We start from the raw sequence: 14,492 nt of genomic DNA, 5'->3' as shown, positions 1-14,492 counted from the left end.
CTACCCCGCGGCCGGTGCGCCTACCCCGCGGCCGGGGCCGGCTCGGGCACCACCCGGAAGTGCGAGGTCACCCGTCCGTCGTCGCCCACCACGTGGAAGGCCACCATCGGCGGGTGGGCCCCATACACCCGCTCGGCGTCCTCCCAGGGCAGCGGCGCCGTCCACACCGCGGCCGGGGCCGCCAGCAGCGGCCGGCCCGCGAACATGGTGGCCGCCGGGGTGTGTGCGTGCCCGCACAGCAGCGCCGCCACCCGGGGGTGGCGCTCCACCAGCGCGGCCAGGTCGGCGGCGTTGGCCAGCCCGATGCCGTCCACGGCGGGCATGTGCAGCGGCACCGGCGGGTGATGCAGGGCCAGCACCACCGGCCCCTCGGCCTGCTCGGCCAGGACCGCCTCCAGCCACGCAAGCGTCACCGGCGCCAGGCGGCCCCCGCCCTCGCCGGGCAGGGTGGAGTCCACCAGCACCACCGTGCCGCGCCCGGTGCGGTGCACCGCGTTGAGCGGCGCCTCCCCGACCGCCTCCTGCGCGACCGGACCCCCACCCCCGCCGCCCAGCACCCGCCGGTAGGCGGCGCGGCCCTGCGGGGGCACGTCGTGGTTGCCCGGGCAGGTCAGCACCGGCAGCCGGCCCGCCAGCAGCCCCCGGACCTCCGCCAACTCCTGGGGTGTGCCGTGGTCGGTGAGGTCGCCGGTGGCCACCACCGCGTCCAGGGCGCCGGCGAACCCGTCGAGGTAGGACATGACGGCGCGCACCCGCCCGCGGGCGCGTTCGCCGCCGTCCACGTGCAGGTCGCTGATGTGGGCCAGAGTGAACAACCGGTCCGTCCTTGGCGTGTGGGGGCGGCCGCGCGGCCGGGCCGGGGCCGGCCGCCCCGCCAAGCGCGCACTCTAACCCGCGCCCGCCCGCCGCCCCTCCACCGGCCCTCACCGCCCCGCGCTGCCGGGGCTGGCGTGCCAGAGCCGGCGCGGGGCGCCCGCGGCGCCGGCCGGGGAGATGTCGGCGTAGGTGGACAGCTCATAGCCGCTGGCGTAGCGGATGCGCCGCCCGCCGACACCGCTGAGCCGGGCGCGCGCGGGGTCCTCGGCCAGGCGGCGGCGCAGCGCCCCCGCCCCCTCGGGGCCGGCCTCGTGGTAGGTCCGCGCCAGCTCCTCCAGGTCCCAGGCGTGGGTGGCGTTGACGGTGGCCAGCCCCGACCCCGCCCGGCGCACCCGCCCGCGCACCGCCAGCAGCCAGGAGCCGAACACGGTGGCCGCGCAGCGGTCCTGCACCGACTCGAAGAACGTCAGGTCCACCAGCCCGGTGGCGTCGTCCAGCGTGGCGAAGACGATGCGCTGGCCCGAGCGCACCGCCGGGGTCTGGGTGGCCACCTTCACCCCCAGCACCAGCACCTCGGTGCCGGCCGGCACCCGCGCCAGGTCGCGGGCGCGCACCGCGCCGCAGCCGGCCTCCAGCGCCGCGACCAGTTCGGCGTGGCAGTCCAGCAGGTGGCGGGAGGCGTCATAGCCCAGCACCTCCAGTTCGGCCTGCACCTCCTCCACCGGCGTCATCGCCGCCAGCCCCTCCTCGGGCGGGGCCTCCACCGCCTCCAGGGCCATGGGCAACTGCCCCCCGCCCAGCGCGCGCCGCCCCGCCCGCTCCAGCGCGCCCGCCCGCAGCAGCAGGTCGCGCCGGGTGGGGGCCTCGGGGTCGGTGCCGATGTCGTAGAGGGAGTCGAAGGCGCCCACCTGCACCAGCCGGTCCAGCACGTCGCGGGAGGGCCGGGCGCGGCGGGCGGCGTCGCTGAGGGAGACGTAGGGCTGCCCGGCCACCAGCGCCGCCACCTCGGCCTCGGTGATGCCCTTGACGTCGGCCAGCCCGGCGCGGATCCCCAGCACCCCGTGGTCGGTGGGCTCCACCCGCCACCCCGCCGCCGAGCGGTTGACGTCCACGCCCAGCACCGGCACGCCGAAGCGGCGGGCGTCGCCGATGACGACCCGGCGCGGGTACATGCCCGGGTCGTGGGTGAGCACCCCGGCGTAGAAGGCGGCGGGGTGGTGGCGCTTGAGCCAGGCCGACTGGTAGGTGGGCAGCGCGAAGGCCGCGGCGTGGGCCTTGCAGAACCCGAACGCGCCGAAGGAGGCCAGCACCTGCCAGACCCGCTCCACCACGGCGTCGTCGTGGCCGCAGTCGCCGGCCATGGCGGTGAAGCGCCGCCGCACCTCCTCGCGGCCCTCCTCGGTGCCCAGTTGGCGGCGCATCGCCTCGGCCTGGTCCAGCCCGCAGCCGGTCATGGCGTGCAGCACCCCGATGACCTGCTCGTGGAAGATGACCACTCCGCCGGTGGGGTCCAGGACCTCGGCCAGCACGGGGGTGGGCAGGTCCAGGGCGCGGTCGCCGCCGCCGCGCGCGGCGATGAAGGGGGTGATCATGTCGCTGTTGACCGGGCCGGGGCGGAACAGGGAGATGTCGGCGATGAGGTCGCCCATGTGGGCCGGGCGCAGCCGCGAGACCAGTTCGCGCTGGCCGGGCGACTCGATCTGGAAGCAGCCCAGGGTGGCCGAGGAGCGGATCATGGCGTAGGTGGCGGGGTCGTCGGCGGGCAGCGCGTCCAGGTCGAGGCGCTCGCCCTCCACCCGCTCGATCTCGGCCAGGGCGTGGGTCATGGCCGACTGCATGCGTACCCCGATGACGTCGAGCTTGATCAGGCCCATCTCCTCGACGTCGTCCTTGTCGTACTGGACCATGTCAAAGCCCACACGGCTGGGCTCCAGGGGGGCGCGGTCGCGCAGCGAGGAGTCCGACACCACGATCCCGCAGGGGTGCATGGCGATGTGGCGGGGCAGCCCGTCCAGCCGCTCGGCCAGCCGGAACAGCGTCTCCACCTGGGCGCCGCCCACCCCGATCGAGCGCAGTTCGGGCAGGTCGGCGCAGGCCGTGCGGATCTGGCGGGCGCGGATGTGGGGGAACGCCTTGGCCAGCACGTCGATCTCGTGGGGCGGCACGCCCATCACCGCGCCGGCGTCGCGGATGGCGCTGCGGGCGCGGTAGGTCTCCATCATCGACACGCACGCGGCGTTGGGGTAGGCGTCCATGACCACCTGGTAGGCGTCCAGGCGGCGCGCCGACTCCACGTCCAGGTCGATGTCGGGCAGGCCGGTGCGGCTGTGGGTGAGGAACCGCTCCATCAGCAGGCCGTGGGCCAGGGGGTCCACCGCCGAGATGCCGATGAGGTGGTTGACCAGGCTGCCGGCGCCCGAGCCGCGGATGGAGCAGCGGATGCCCGCGGCGCGGATGCGGCGGGCGATGTCGGCGACGGTGAGGAAGTAGGCGGAGAACCCCTTGCGCTCGATGATGTCGAGTTCGTGGGCCAGCCGGGAGCGGGCGCGGGCGTCGCGCGCCATCCCCAGCCGGTCCATGCCCTCCCGGCAGGCCAGCCACAGCCGGTCGCGCGCGCCGGGGACCTCGGGCAGGTGGTGGCGGTCCATGCCCAGGTCGGCGCCGGGGTCCAGGGCGCAGGAGGCGGCCAGGGCGCGGGTGTGGGCCAGCAGCCGGCGCGCGGCGGCCGGGTCGGGGCCGCAGATCCGCTCGGCGACCGCGGCCATCTCGGCGGTGCCCTTGAGGTGGGCCTCGCCGGTGTCGGGGGCGGTCGGCGGCGCGCCGCCGGGCAGCCAGCGGCGGGCCTCGTCCAGCACGCGCACCACCTCCGACTCCCCGGGGCGGGCGTAGCGCACCGCGTTGCCCAGCACGGCCAGCGTGCGGGTCTCGGTGGCCAGGTGCAGCAGGGCGGCGGCGTTTCGGTGCTGGCCGGGGCCGTAGTGGTCGACCAGTTCGACGGCGGTCTCGGCGACCTCGCGCCAGCGCTCCAGGCGGCGGCGGGCGCCCTCCAGGTGGCCCTGGGCGGCGGCGCGCGCCACGTCGGAGTCGGGCCCCAGCAGCACCACCAGCCCTTCGGCGTGGTCGGCCAGGGCGGTGCGCGACAGGGCGGGCACCCCCCGCTCGCCGTGGGCGTGGGCGGCGCTGACCAGGCGGCACAGGGAGGCCCAGCCGCGGGCGCCCCGGGCCAGCAGGGTGACGCGGCCGCCCTCGGGGGCGGCCACGGCCAGGCTGGCGCCCAGCAGGGGGCGGATCCCGGCGGCCTGGCAGGCGCGCACGTGCTTGACGGCGCCGTAGACGCCGTCGCGGTCGGTGAGGGCGAGCATGTCCATGCCCAGTTCGGCCGCGCGCTCCACCAGGGCGGCGGGCGGGCTGGCGCCGTGGCGCATCGAGGCCGAGGAGACCACGTCCAGGTGGACGAAGGGGTCGGCGGGCGCGGTCATCGCGTGCGGCCCCCCGTCGGCGCGGCGGCGCCGGGCCGGGTGCGCGCGGGTGTGGCGGTGAGCGGTGTGGCCATGGCTTCCCCCCGAATGCCGCGGCCGGAGGGAGCACGGGCGGCGCCCCCGGGGAAGACAGGCCGAAATCGAACTTCTGTACGAATTCTAGCGCACTCATAATCACGGGCAAAACCGTGACCTGGTAAAAGACCGCCGGGGGTTTCGGTCACCGGAGTCCCCGACCGCAAACCCCCGTGGTTTCGGGCGCGGCGCCGGGCGCCCGCGCCGGCCCGCGCCCGGGTCCGGTGGGGCGCGATACCGTAGCGGGCATGGGCAACCCAGGGGAGCGGCCGTCCACCTCGGTCGAGGACTACGTCAAGGTCATCTACGACCTCCAGGAGCGCGGTTCGGGCCGGGTGACCATCTCCGCCATGGCCGAGCGGCTGGCGGTGTCCAACTCCTCGGTCTCGGGCATGCTGCGCAAGCTGGGCGAACTGGGGCTGGTGGAGCACCGCCGCTACGGCGACGTCCGCCTCACCGAGACCGGCGACAAGGCCGCCCTGGCGGTGCTGCGCCGCCACCGGCTGCTGGAGACCTACCTGGTGGAGGCCCTGGGCTACTCCTGGGACGAGGTCCACGACGAGGCCGAGATCCTGGAGCACGTGGTCTCCGACCGCTTCGTCGACCGCATCGCCGCCTACCTGGGCGACCCCGTGGTCGACCCCCACGGCGACCCCATCCCCACCCGCGACGGCCGCGTGGTCGAGCGCGAGACCCGGCTGCTGTCGGACGCCGAACCCGGCACCGTGGGGGTCATCGTGCGCGTCAACGACTCCGATCCCGACCTGCTGCGCTACCTGGCCGAGGAGCGCATCGGGATCGGGATGCGCGTGGAACTGGTGGGCCGCCAGCCCTTCGGCGGGTCGCTGATGGTGCGCGTGGGCGCCCCCGGCGACCAGCGCGACCAGGCGCTGGGGCTCCAGGCGGCCGAGGCCCTGTGGATCGCCCCGGGCGCCGAGCCCCACCCGCCCCACGGGGCCGGCTGACCGCGGGAGCCGGCCGGGGCCGCGCCGCCCGCACCACCCCCGCGCCGCTCCGCGCCGCCCCCGCCGGGCGCGGCGCGCATGGCCCGCCGGTGCGCCGGGTAGTCGCCCTCGCACACGCCCGGCGGCGCCGATCCGCGCGCCCACCAGCGCCGACACCGCTCGGCGGCGCCGGGGCCACGCGGTGGAAAGGAGCGATGCCATGGCCGTGCTGCACGACGTCGAGGGACTCCGCCAGATCCTGTCCGGGCTCGACTTCCCCGTGGGCAAGGACCGGATCGTGGAGTACGCCCAGGACCAGGGCGCCGACCGGTCGCTGCTCAGCGCCCTGCAAGCCATGCCCCCGGCCGACTACAACGAGCCCAACGAGGTGCTGCGCGCGGTGCCCCAGGGCGAGCTGGGCGGGCAGCGCCGCTCGGAGACCGAGCGTTACCAGCAGCGCAACCCGCCGCGGGGCACGGCGGCCTCCTCGCGCGAGACCGGCCCGGTCAACCCCATCGAGGAGGAGTTGGGCGAGAACCGCCTCCCCCCCCCCCCCCCCCCCCCCCCCGCCCCCCCCCCCCCCCCCCCCCGCGGGGGGGGGGGGGCGCCCGCGGCGCGCGCGGGCCGGCGAAGCCCGCCGGGTGGCCTGGCTAGGGCTCCACCGACTGGCGGTGGCGGAACACGTTGAACGGGTCCCAGGTCCGCTTCACCCGCCGCAGGCGGGCGTAGTGCTGCTTGTAGTACAGCGTCGACCACGGCACGTTCGACCGGTTCCACGCCGGGTCGCTCAGGTCGACGTCGGGGTAGCTGATGTAGCAGCCGTCGGTGACCTCGTCGGGCACCGGCACCCCCGGCCGCCCCTGGGAGTCGCCGTACATGGCCCGGTACAGCTCGCGGATCCACTTCAGCCGCGGCTCGGGGTCGGTGCCGCTGGGCCAGTACACCTGGTGCTGGAGCTTGAGGACGGAGTCGCGCTGGGCCACGGCGGTGGCCTCGGGCGCGATCCGGTTGACGGCCCCGCCGTAGGAGTCGATCTGCACCACCGCGTCACGCACCTCGGCGGGCGGCCGGGTCAGCCCCTGCCAGGCCGCGTGGATGTGGTGCTCGGTCAGCGGCGTGCGCATGTAGCACGACTTGTACTTGCCCGCCTGGTCGTTGCTGAGCAGCGGCATGGTGGTCAGGTCGGTGATGTCCACGTGCACCGGGTCCTTGGACCCGGTGAGCAGCGGGTGCTCGCCGTGGGCCTCGGCGCGGTCGCCCAGCTCGGCGCCGACGCCGCTGTCCAGGGCGTGGACGAACTCCAGCAGCCGCGCGCGGGCGTCGGGCAGGGTGGCGTCGATCTGGGCGATCAGGCCGATCTGGCGGGAGGTGTTGGGCGTCAGCAGCAGGATGCCGAACAGCGGGCCGTAGCGCTCGTCGTCCTGGTGGTCGCGGAAGAACGCGCCGAAGTTGTCGACGAGCCGCTTGAACGAGGCGTAGTCCATGGCCGACCAGTCCCAGCCGGCCTCCAGGCGCAGCGCGCCCGAGGGCGCCTGGGGCAGGTTCTTGAACCAGAAGCGGGTGACCATGCCGAAGTTGCCGCCCCCGCCGCCGGTGTGGGCCCACCACAGGTCGCCCAGCTCCCCCTGGTCCGCGCGCGAGGCGGTGACCAGGTCGACCGCCAGCCGGCCGTCGGCGGCGCGCCGGCGCACCACCGCCACCTCCACGGCGTCGAGGTAGTCCACGGTCAGGCCGTGCTGGCGGGAGAACAGGCCGTAGCCGCCGCCGGTGATGTGGCCGCCCACGCCCACGGTGGCGCACGAGCCGCCCGGCAGCAGGAAGCCCAGCTTCTTGGTGAGCTTCTCGCCGATGTCCCCGTTGCTGGCCCCGGCCTCCACGCACACCGCCTGGCGGGCGGGGTCCCAGTAGATCCCGTGCATCAGGCCGACGTCGATGATGGCGCGGACGTCGGGCGAGGACACGAAGTCCTCGTAGCAGTGGCCGCCCGAGCGCACGGTGACGCGCGAGCGCTCGCCCACCGGCGGTTCGTTGACGGCGGCCTCCAGCGCCCGCACCGCCTCCTGGGGGGTGGCCACCAGCCGGACGTAGAGGGGGTCGGCCGTCCAGCGGGGGTTGTATCCGCGCCGAAGCGTGGGATAGCGCCAGTCATCGGGGCCGATCCGCAGACCGGCGCCGTCGTCGTTCACCACTGCCGTGCCCTTTCGCCGTGGGAGCCGCCGCCGGCGCGCTGTGGGCGCCGGCCCGCACGCCATGTACCCCGCCGGGGTTAATGCGATAGGCAACCGGTCGGTCGCGAAGGGTTAAGAGCGGCGGGCCGCCACCGCGCAGTCGCCGCAGTAGCCGCCGCCGGGCAGCCGGTAGTACAGGCAGCAGGTGGTGCGGGTGAACGCGGTGGCGCTCGCGGCGGTGGCGGTGAAGGAGCCCAGGCCGGCCAGCGGCGGGCGGGCCAGCAGGGCGCGGCCCAGCGCGAGGGCGTCGCCGGCCAGGCGGGGGCGGGCACCGGCCAGCGCCAGCACGGTACCGGCCAGCGAGGACGCGGCGTTGCCGTAGAGCAGCCGGGGCGCCAGGCGGACCTGGGCGCGCAACGCGTCGGCGGCCGGGACGAGGGCGCCGGCCACCACGTGGCGGGCCAGCGCCTCGGCGGCGGCCTGCGGGCGGGGCCGGCCCAGCTCCTCGGGCCGGGCGCCGGGATCCAGGGCCAGGGCGAGCCCGGCGGGGTGGGCCGGGCGCCAGCGCAGGGCATGGGGCGGGGCCAGCAGGCCGTGGGACAGCGCGGTGGCCGCGGCGGGCGACAGCAGCCGCGAGGCCAGGCTCTGGAACAGCAGGGAGGCCGCGACACGGACCTCCACGACCGCCAGGGGCCGGCCCGCCGCCAGGCGGACGCGCACGGCGTGGACCTCGGCGGCCAGGCGGTCGGGGCGGCGCCACAGGTCGGGCAGCGGGGCCCACTCTTGCAGGTCGGGGGCGTCGGGCACCGCGAAGAAGGGGTTGACGCCGCCCGCGTCGTCCAGGGCGCGGCGCAGGGCGGCGTGGGTCATTCAGGTCCTCTTGGTGAACACCGGGTCCGGGGCGGGGGAGGGTGCGGCGCGGCGGTTCCGGGGGCGGTCCTCGGGGCCGTCGCCGGGGGAGAGCATCAGTATCAGCGAGACGATCATCAGCAGCAAGCCCAGGCCCACGAACATCGGCAGGAAGAAGTCCATCATGGTGGCGCCCACGGGCGGCTCGGCGAAGGGGTCCTCGGGCAGGTGGTGCACGCTGGTGCCGAGCATGGCGGTGTAGTGCATCGAGGAGAACGCGCCGGCCATCACCAGGGCGGCGCCCACCAGCGCCCAGGTGCCGCGCAGGCGGGTGGCCAGCAGCAGCGCCGCGGTGGAGGCGGCCACGGCGAGCACGGCCGAGGCGGCGACGTAGAGCGGGTCGTAGGCGGTCTCGGCGTGCATCTGGACGGCGGCCATGCCCACGTAGTGCATGGCCACCACCCCGCCGCCCATCACGGCGCCGCCGCTGAGCACGCCGGCCCAGCCGGGGCGCGCCACGGTCAGCAGCAGGCCCGCGGCCACCACGGCGATGGCGATGACCCCGCTGAGGACGGTGAGGGGGACGTCGTAGCGCAGCGCGGTGGCGTGGACGGAGAACCCCATCATGGCGATGAAGTGCATGGCCCAGATCGCGGCGGCGCCCAGGCAGACCGCGCCCAGCCCCACCCAGGCCAGGCGGGAGCCGCCGGCGGCGTTCCGGGCCCGGGCGGCGGCCTGGAGGCCCACCAGCGAGCCGACGAAGGAGACGGTGTAGGAGATCGCGGGGGTGGACCACCCGTAGGCGAAGTGTTCGATCATGATCCGTTGTCCTGAATGTCGGTGTTTTTGCTGGTGTGACGTATTTGTCAATTGTGAATTTCTGGTAAACGCAGCCTTATGGCTCCAGCATTTCCCGGCAAGGGGGTGAACTGGCCGTTTGCGGTCAACGCACAGGTAAACCGGCCGGATCGCACCGGAGCGCCGCGCGGCGGGGAGGCGCGGGGGCGATTCGGCGGCCCGGCGGCGTTTTCGCGTAGGGGGTTGGCGGCGCCGGCCCGCGCCGCCGGGCGACGGGCGCGCGCCCGCCGCGACCGGTTGCGGGAGCCGGTGCGCCGCCGCCGACGGCGCGGGCCGGCGCCGCCAGAGGCCGAGCGCCCGTGTCGGCCCCCGCCTTTGCCGGGCGGCGCGCCAATGGCCGGGACCGCGAAAGGGCGCCGCCGCGCGGCCCGCGCCTCCGGCGTAAAACACAAATGCACGTGAATCATGAAGCCCACAGCGAAATGACATTTCCCGTGGGCCTTCGCCCGCGTTCGACCGGCCATAAAGCCGCAGGTCGGAGGCTCGGGCCTCGCGAGAGGGCCGCGCGGTGACAATTCGGGCCCCAGCGAAGGCGTCACGCGCACCCCCGAAGTGGCATAGTGCTCTGCAAGCTCTTCGACGAGGCGGCCGGCAGCCCCACGGCGGCGGCGGACCGTCCCGCTCCCGGTTTCGTGCACGCCGATTCGGCGTGTCCGAGAAAACGTTGGAAGACCCGAATGGAGCCCCGATGCGATCTGGACCCCGAGTGACCCCCAGCGGCCCGGCCCCCGCCGCTGCGGAGCCCCCGCCCCTCGCGGGCGGCGGTATTCGGGGAGCCGTCCGCCGCGCCGCCGGCGCCCGCCGCACCGCGCGGCCGTAGCGCATGGCGGGCGACGTCTGGGGCGGATCGCCCACGGTCATCTGCCAGATCCTCGACCAGGTCTATCCGCTGCCGCGCTACAGCGCCCAGCAGCGGCTGGGGGCCATGGTCTTCATCGTCCTGGGCACCTCCTCGGTCGAGGAGCACCAGGTGCGCCCGGCCGCCGCGCGCCTGGGCGTGCCCGACGACGTGGTGGCGGCGCTGGTGGGCGACGACGCCGCCGCGCTCGACACCGCCCTGGCCCGCACCGGCCACGGCTGGGAGCTGGCGGCCGCGCTGCTGCTCTACAGCGGCGGGCTGCACGGCGAGTTCGCCCCCGGGCGCGAGGACCCCGCCGCCTCCGGCCGCCCGCCCCGCCACGCCCCCGCCGAGGACGCCCGCCGGCGCGGCCGCCGCGCCCGCCGCGAGCGCACCCGCGAACCCGCCCCGCCCGAGGGCGAGGAGTGGGAGGAGCTGGACGGCGTGGGCGCCTACCCCGCCGCCGACCCCCGCGCGGTGCGCACCCGCGAGGAGCTGATCGAGGCGCTGCGGCTGCTGCGGATCTCCGCCGGGCGGCCCTCCTTCCGCGCGATGGAGCGGCTCAGCGCGGCGCCGCCCGCCGGCGTCGACCCCCTCAAGCACCGCCCGCGCTCCCACAGCACCCTGCGCAACCTGCTGCGGGGCGAGGCCGAGCCCACCCCGGTCAACGTCCTGGCGTTCGTGCGCGGCTGCGGCACCACCGCGCCGGCGCGGCTGCGCGCCTGGGAGGACGCCTGCGCCCGGGTGGCGCGCGCGGTCCCGCCGGCCGCCCCGCCGCGCCGCTCGCGCTCCGACACCGGCGGCCACCCCTCGCTGCGCTGAGGCCCGGACATCCGTCCCCCGGGCTCGGACCCGCGCGGGCGGGCCGGGCCGCCGGGGCCGTCCGGGCCGCTGGGACCGCCCACGGGAACGGCAGGGGAGAAGGGGGGGCGGGGGTGGCGCCGTGGCCCCACTGTGGTTAGGGTAGCCTTGCCTTGCCGCAGAAGCGGCGGTTGTCATTCCTGATCAGAAGAGGTACGCCCACCCATGCGCTCGCCCCTCCGGGCCCCGGCCCTGACCACGCGCCTCGCCCTGACGGCCGCCGTGGCGCTCACCGCCGCCGGCTGCGGCGCCCCCGCCGACACCGAGGACGGCGCCTCCGGCGGCGACTGGACCCCGGTCACCATCGAGCACGCCTACGGCTCCACCGAGATCACGGAGAAGCCCGAGCGCATCGTCACCGTCGGCTGGTCCGACGAGGCCACCCTGCTGGAGCTGGGGATCGTCCCCGTGGGCATGACGGCCTCCACCTACGCCGGCGACAAGGACGGCTACCTCCCCTGGGACCTGGAGAAGCTGGAGGAGCTGGACGCCGAGAAGCCCGAGCTGATCAACACCGACGACGGCATCTCCGCCGAGCAGGTCGCCAACCTCGCCCCCGACCTCATCCTGGGCGTGCAGTCGGGCATGGAGGAGTCGGAGTACGAGCAGCTCTCCGAGGTCGCCGCCACCGTGCCCTACCTCGACCAGCCCTGGATGACCGACTGGCAGGACCAGACCCTGGCCATCGGCAGGGCCGTGGGCATGGAGGAGGAGGCCCAGCAGCTCGCCGAGGAGACCGCCGCCCGCGTCGAGGACGCCGCCGCCGAGCACCCGGAGTTCGCCGAGGCCACCTTCGCGGTGGGCTCGGTGGTGCCCGACTCCAATGAGTTCGGCTTCTACGTCGAGCAGGACGCCCGCTCGGTCCTCATGGAGCAGCTCGGCTTCACGTCGGCGGGCTTCCTCGAGGACATCAACGTCCGGGACGGCCAGTTCTACGGCACGCTAAGCATGGAGAAGGCCGAGGACATCGACGCCGACGTGCTGGTGATGTGGTACAACACGCCCGAGGAGCGCGAGCGGCTGGAGGACAACCCCGTGTTCCAGCAGATCGACGCCGTGCGCGAGAACCGCTACGTCGCCTACGACGACCCCGCCACCGCCATGGCCATCTCCACCCCCAACCCGCTCACCCTGCCCTGGGTGCTGGAGGACTACACCGCCGACCTCGCCGCCGCCGTGGAGGGCGAGGCCCCCTGACCGGTCCGGGGCGCAAGGTGGCAATCCCAAGCTCGTGACATGCCCTGGCCGGCGGCCGCCGGCCAGGGCACGCGGTCATCGGTCCCCGGGGCGCATGGCCGGGGTGGCGACGGGGCGGCGGCCGTGGTCCCGTCGCCCTCAGGACGGCCCGGTGCGGGGGCCGGTGAACGGAAGCCGCATGTCGTCCGCGCCGGCAGCGGCGCTTTTTTGCGTTTCGCCCCTGTTCATACTCTGCGACCCGCCCTGCGCGCGGCGCCCCTTTCTCTTGTATGCCCGGTTTCCTGGGTGGCGGGCACGCGCCGCCGGCGCCGCTGCGCCGTTCACGCCGGCCGTCCGCCTCGCGGTCCGATCGCCGTCCGCCCGCAGACCGGACGCGGGACGCGTTCGAGGCCCGCGGCGCGGGGCAGTGGGTGCGGCGGAGTCCGCAGTGACGGCACGACAGTACGGCCGCACTGTCCCGCCATGTGTTGATCGGTCCGCCTATGGTAGTAGTTAGGCGTGCCGAACTTGAGAGATCGCCGACCTTCAACTCGGTACGCCGTCGCGCTGGCCGGGGTCGCCGTCCTCCTGGCGGCGGGTGCCTGCGCCGGTCCCGACGGCGTCCACGACGACGGCCGCCCCGCCGTCCTGACCACCTTCACCGTGCTGGCCGACATGACACGCAACGTCGCGGGCGACCACGTGCGCGTGGAGTCTGTCACCCGCCCCGGCGCCGAGATCCACACCTACGAGCCCACCCCCAGCGACCTCGTCCGGGGCGCGGGCGCCGACCTGCTGCTGGACAACGGCCTGGGACTGGAGGGCTGGCTGGCGCAGTTCAGCGAGCGCGTCGAGGCCCCCACCGCCACCCTGAGCGAGGGCGTGGAGACCATCCCCATCACCGCCGGCGCCGACCGGGGCGCGCCCAACCCCCATGCCTGGATGTCGCCCGACAACGCCCTCGTCTACGTCGACAACATCGCGGCCGCCCTCAGCGACCTCGACCCCGCCCACGCCCGCGACTACGCCGCCAACGCCGCCGACTACAAGGAGGAGATCCGCGCCATCGGCGCCGACCTGCGCGCCGACCTGGAGCGGGTGCCGCCCCAGCGGCGGGCGCTGGTCACCTGCGAGGGCGCGTTCTCCTACCTGGCGCGCGACGCCGGCCTGAGCGAGCGCTACCTGTGGCCGGTCAACGCCGACAGCGAGGGCACCCCCCAGCAGATCGCCTCCGTGGTGGAGTTCGTCTCCGCCCGCGACGTGCCCGCCGTGTTCTGCGAGAGCACCGTCAACGACGGCGCCCAGCGCCAGGTCGCCGCCGAGACCGGCGCGCGGCTGGGCCGCCCGCTCTACGTCGACTCCCTGTCGGGTCCCGACGGCCCCGTGCCCACCTACCTGGACCTGCTGCGCCACGACGCCGCGGCCATCACCGACGGCCTCACCCGAGAGGAGACCCTGTGAGCAGCGCCCCCGCACCGCAGCCGGGCCCGCAGCCCGCGCCCCCGCCGCCGGCCGTGGAGGTCGAGGGCGCCACCGTGCGCTACGGCGACGTCCTGGCCCTCGACGACGTCCACCTGACCCTGGCCCAGGGCCGGCTGTGCGCCCTGCTGGGCACCAACGGCTCGGGCAAGTCCACCCTGCTGCGCACCGTCCTGGGCCTGAACCCGGCCGCGCGCGGCACCGTGCGCGTGCTGGGCCGCGGCCCCGCCGCCGCCCGCCGCGCGGGCCTGCTGGGCTATGTGCCCCAGTCCGAGCAGGTCGACTGGGCGTTCCCGGTGCGGGTGATCGACGTGGTGATGATGGGCCGCTACGGCCGCATGGGTCCGCTGCGCCGGCCGCGCCGCGCCGACCGCGAGGCCGTCGAGGCGGCCCTGGAGCGCACCGGCCTGGCCGACCTCGCCCACCGCCAGATCGGCGCGCTCTCCGGCGGGCAGCGCAAGCGGGCGTTCGTGGCGCGCGGGATCGCCCAGGGCGCCCAGGTGTTCCTGCTGGACGAGCCCTTCGCCGGGGTGGACCGGCCCTCCGAGGCCACCATCATCGAGGTGCTCACCGCCATGCGCGACGAGGGCCACACCCTGCTGGTCTCCACCCACGACCTGGCCGGGGTGCCGCGGTGGTGCGACGAGGCGGTGCTGCTCCAGCGCCGCGTGGTCGCCCACGGCAGCCCCCAGGAGGTGCTGTCGCCCGAGCGGCTGATGTCGGCCTTCGGGGCCGGCCCCGCGCCCGCCCCCGCCGACGAGGGCTGCGCCGCGTGAGCCGCCGCACCCGCGTCCGCCCCCGCACCCGCGTCCGCCCACCGCACGGTCCCGCCGCCCCCTGCGTCCCGGGCGGCGCGCCCGCCCCCGCACCCCCCGCCGCATCCGCCCCGACCCCGAGGAGCGCGCCGTGTCCGGTCTGATCGAGTGGGTCACCGTGCCCTTGCAGTTCG

The 14,492-nt window shown here is 75.8% G+C and carries 11 protein-coding genes; 6 read left to right on the top strand and 5 right to left on the bottom strand.

Going from position 1 to position 14,492, the window contains the following annotated elements; all coding sequences use genetic code 11:
• Positions 1-20 precede the first annotated feature (20 nt).
• Together LG943_RS03825 and LG943_RS03820 are read right to left on the bottom strand one after the other, a co-directional pair.
• On the bottom strand, positions 21-815 hold the full coding sequence (locus LG943_RS03825; protein WP_270070751.1) for a metallophosphoesterase: 795 nt from the start codon (positions 813-815) through the stop codon (positions 21-23).
• Positions 816-923: 108 nt separating this feature from the next.
• A complete protein-coding gene (locus LG943_RS03820; protein ID WP_270070750.1) occupies positions 924-4,295 on the bottom strand; it encodes a DNA polymerase III subunit alpha in 3,372 nt (1,123 codons plus the stop codon).
• Positions 4,296-4,618: 323 nt separating this feature from the next.
• Between LG943_RS03820 and LG943_RS03815 the strand changes: the two genes are divergently transcribed.
• Positions 4,619-5,335, top strand: a complete 717-nt coding sequence (locus LG943_RS03815) for a metal-dependent transcriptional regulator (RefSeq protein WP_270070749.1) — start codon at positions 4,619-4,621, stop codon at positions 5,333-5,335.
• A gap of 199 nt (positions 5,336-5,534) precedes the next feature.
• A complete protein-coding gene (locus LG943_RS03810) occupies positions 5,535-6,002 on the top strand; it encodes a DUF2795 domain-containing protein (protein ID WP_270070813.1) in 468 nt (155 codons plus the stop codon).
• Here LG943_RS03810 and LG943_RS03805 read toward each other — a convergent pair.
• From LG943_RS03805 to LG943_RS03795, 3 genes are all read right to left on the bottom strand, one after another.
• Entirely contained in the window at positions 5,965-7,503 is a 1,539-nt protein-coding gene (locus LG943_RS03805) for an FAD-dependent oxidoreductase (RefSeq protein ID WP_270070748.1), read from the bottom strand. The genes LG943_RS03810 and LG943_RS03805 overlap by 38 nt on opposite strands.
• Positions 7,504-7,614: 111 nt before the next feature.
• On the bottom strand, positions 7,615-8,352 hold the full coding sequence (locus tag LG943_RS03800) for a (2Fe-2S)-binding protein (RefSeq protein ID WP_270070747.1): 738 nt from the start codon (positions 8,350-8,352) through the stop codon (positions 7,615-7,617).
• Positions 8,353-9,150 carry an MHYT domain-containing protein gene (locus tag LG943_RS03795; protein ID WP_270070746.1) on the bottom strand — a complete coding sequence of 266 codons (798 nt, stop codon included), beginning with the start codon at positions 9,148-9,150 and terminating at the stop codon, positions 8,353-8,355. It abuts the gene before it with no gap.
• Positions 9,151-10,012: 862 nt separating this feature from the next.
• On the opposite strand from LG943_RS03795, the gene LG943_RS03790 reads away from it, so the two are divergent.
• From LG943_RS03790 to LG943_RS03775, 4 genes are all read left to right on the top strand, one after another.
• Positions 10,013-10,849 carry a hypothetical protein gene (locus LG943_RS03790; RefSeq protein WP_270070745.1) on the top strand — a complete coding sequence of 279 codons (837 nt, stop codon included), beginning with the start codon at positions 10,013-10,015 and terminating at the stop codon, positions 10,847-10,849.
• 204 nt (positions 10,850-11,053) lie between these two features.
• Positions 11,054-12,085 carry an iron-siderophore ABC transporter substrate-binding protein gene (locus LG943_RS03785; RefSeq protein WP_270070744.1) on the top strand — a complete coding sequence of 344 codons (1,032 nt, stop codon included), beginning with the start codon at positions 11,054-11,056 and terminating at the stop codon, positions 12,083-12,085.
• Positions 12,086-12,583: 498 nt separating this feature from the next.
• Positions 12,584-13,525, top strand: coding sequence for a metal ABC transporter substrate-binding protein (locus tag LG943_RS03780; RefSeq protein ID WP_270070743.1), 942 nt, complete (start codon positions 12,584-12,586; stop codon positions 13,523-13,525).
• Complete coding sequence (locus LG943_RS03775; protein ID WP_270070742.1) at positions 13,522-14,319, top strand: metal ABC transporter ATP-binding protein; 798 nt, start codon at positions 13,522-13,524, stop codon at positions 14,317-14,319. Before LG943_RS03780 ends, LG943_RS03775 begins: the two co-directional genes overlap by 4 nt.
• Positions 14,320-14,492: the final 173 nt, after the last annotated feature.

Source organism: Streptomonospora mangrovi (assembly GCF_027604915.1).
GTDB classification, from domain to species: Bacteria; Actinomycetota; Actinomycetes; order Streptosporangiales; family Streptosporangiaceae; genus Streptomonospora; species Streptomonospora mangrovi.
This window is presented reverse-complemented; position numbering and strand designations above follow the sequence as displayed.

Bases quoted from the DNA above. Each gene is read 5' to 3' on its own strand.
- LG943_RS03820 (WP_270070750.1), bottom strand. From the start codon at position 4,295: ATGACCGCGCCCGCCGACCCCTTCGTCCACCTGGACGTGGTCTCCTCG.
- LG943_RS03815 (WP_270070749.1), top strand. From the start codon at position 4,619: ATGGGCAACCCAGGGGAGCGGCCGTCCACCTCGGTCGAGGACTACGTC.
- LG943_RS03810 (WP_270070813.1), top strand. From the start codon at position 5,535: ATGGCCGTGCTGCACGACGTCGAGGGACTCCGCCAGATCCTGTCCGGG.
- LG943_RS03800 (WP_270070747.1), bottom strand. From the start codon at position 8,352: ATGACCCACGCCGCCCTGCGCCGCGCCCTGGACGACGCGGGCGGCGTC.
- LG943_RS03795 (WP_270070746.1), bottom strand. From the start codon at position 9,150: ATGATCGAACACTTCGCCTACGGGTGGTCCACCCCCGCGATCTCCTAC.
- LG943_RS03790 (WP_270070745.1), top strand. From the start codon at position 10,013: ATGGCGGGCGACGTCTGGGGCGGATCGCCCACGGTCATCTGCCAGATC.
- LG943_RS03785 (WP_270070744.1), top strand. From the start codon at position 11,054: ATGCGCTCGCCCCTCCGGGCCCCGGCCCTGACCACGCGCCTCGCCCTG.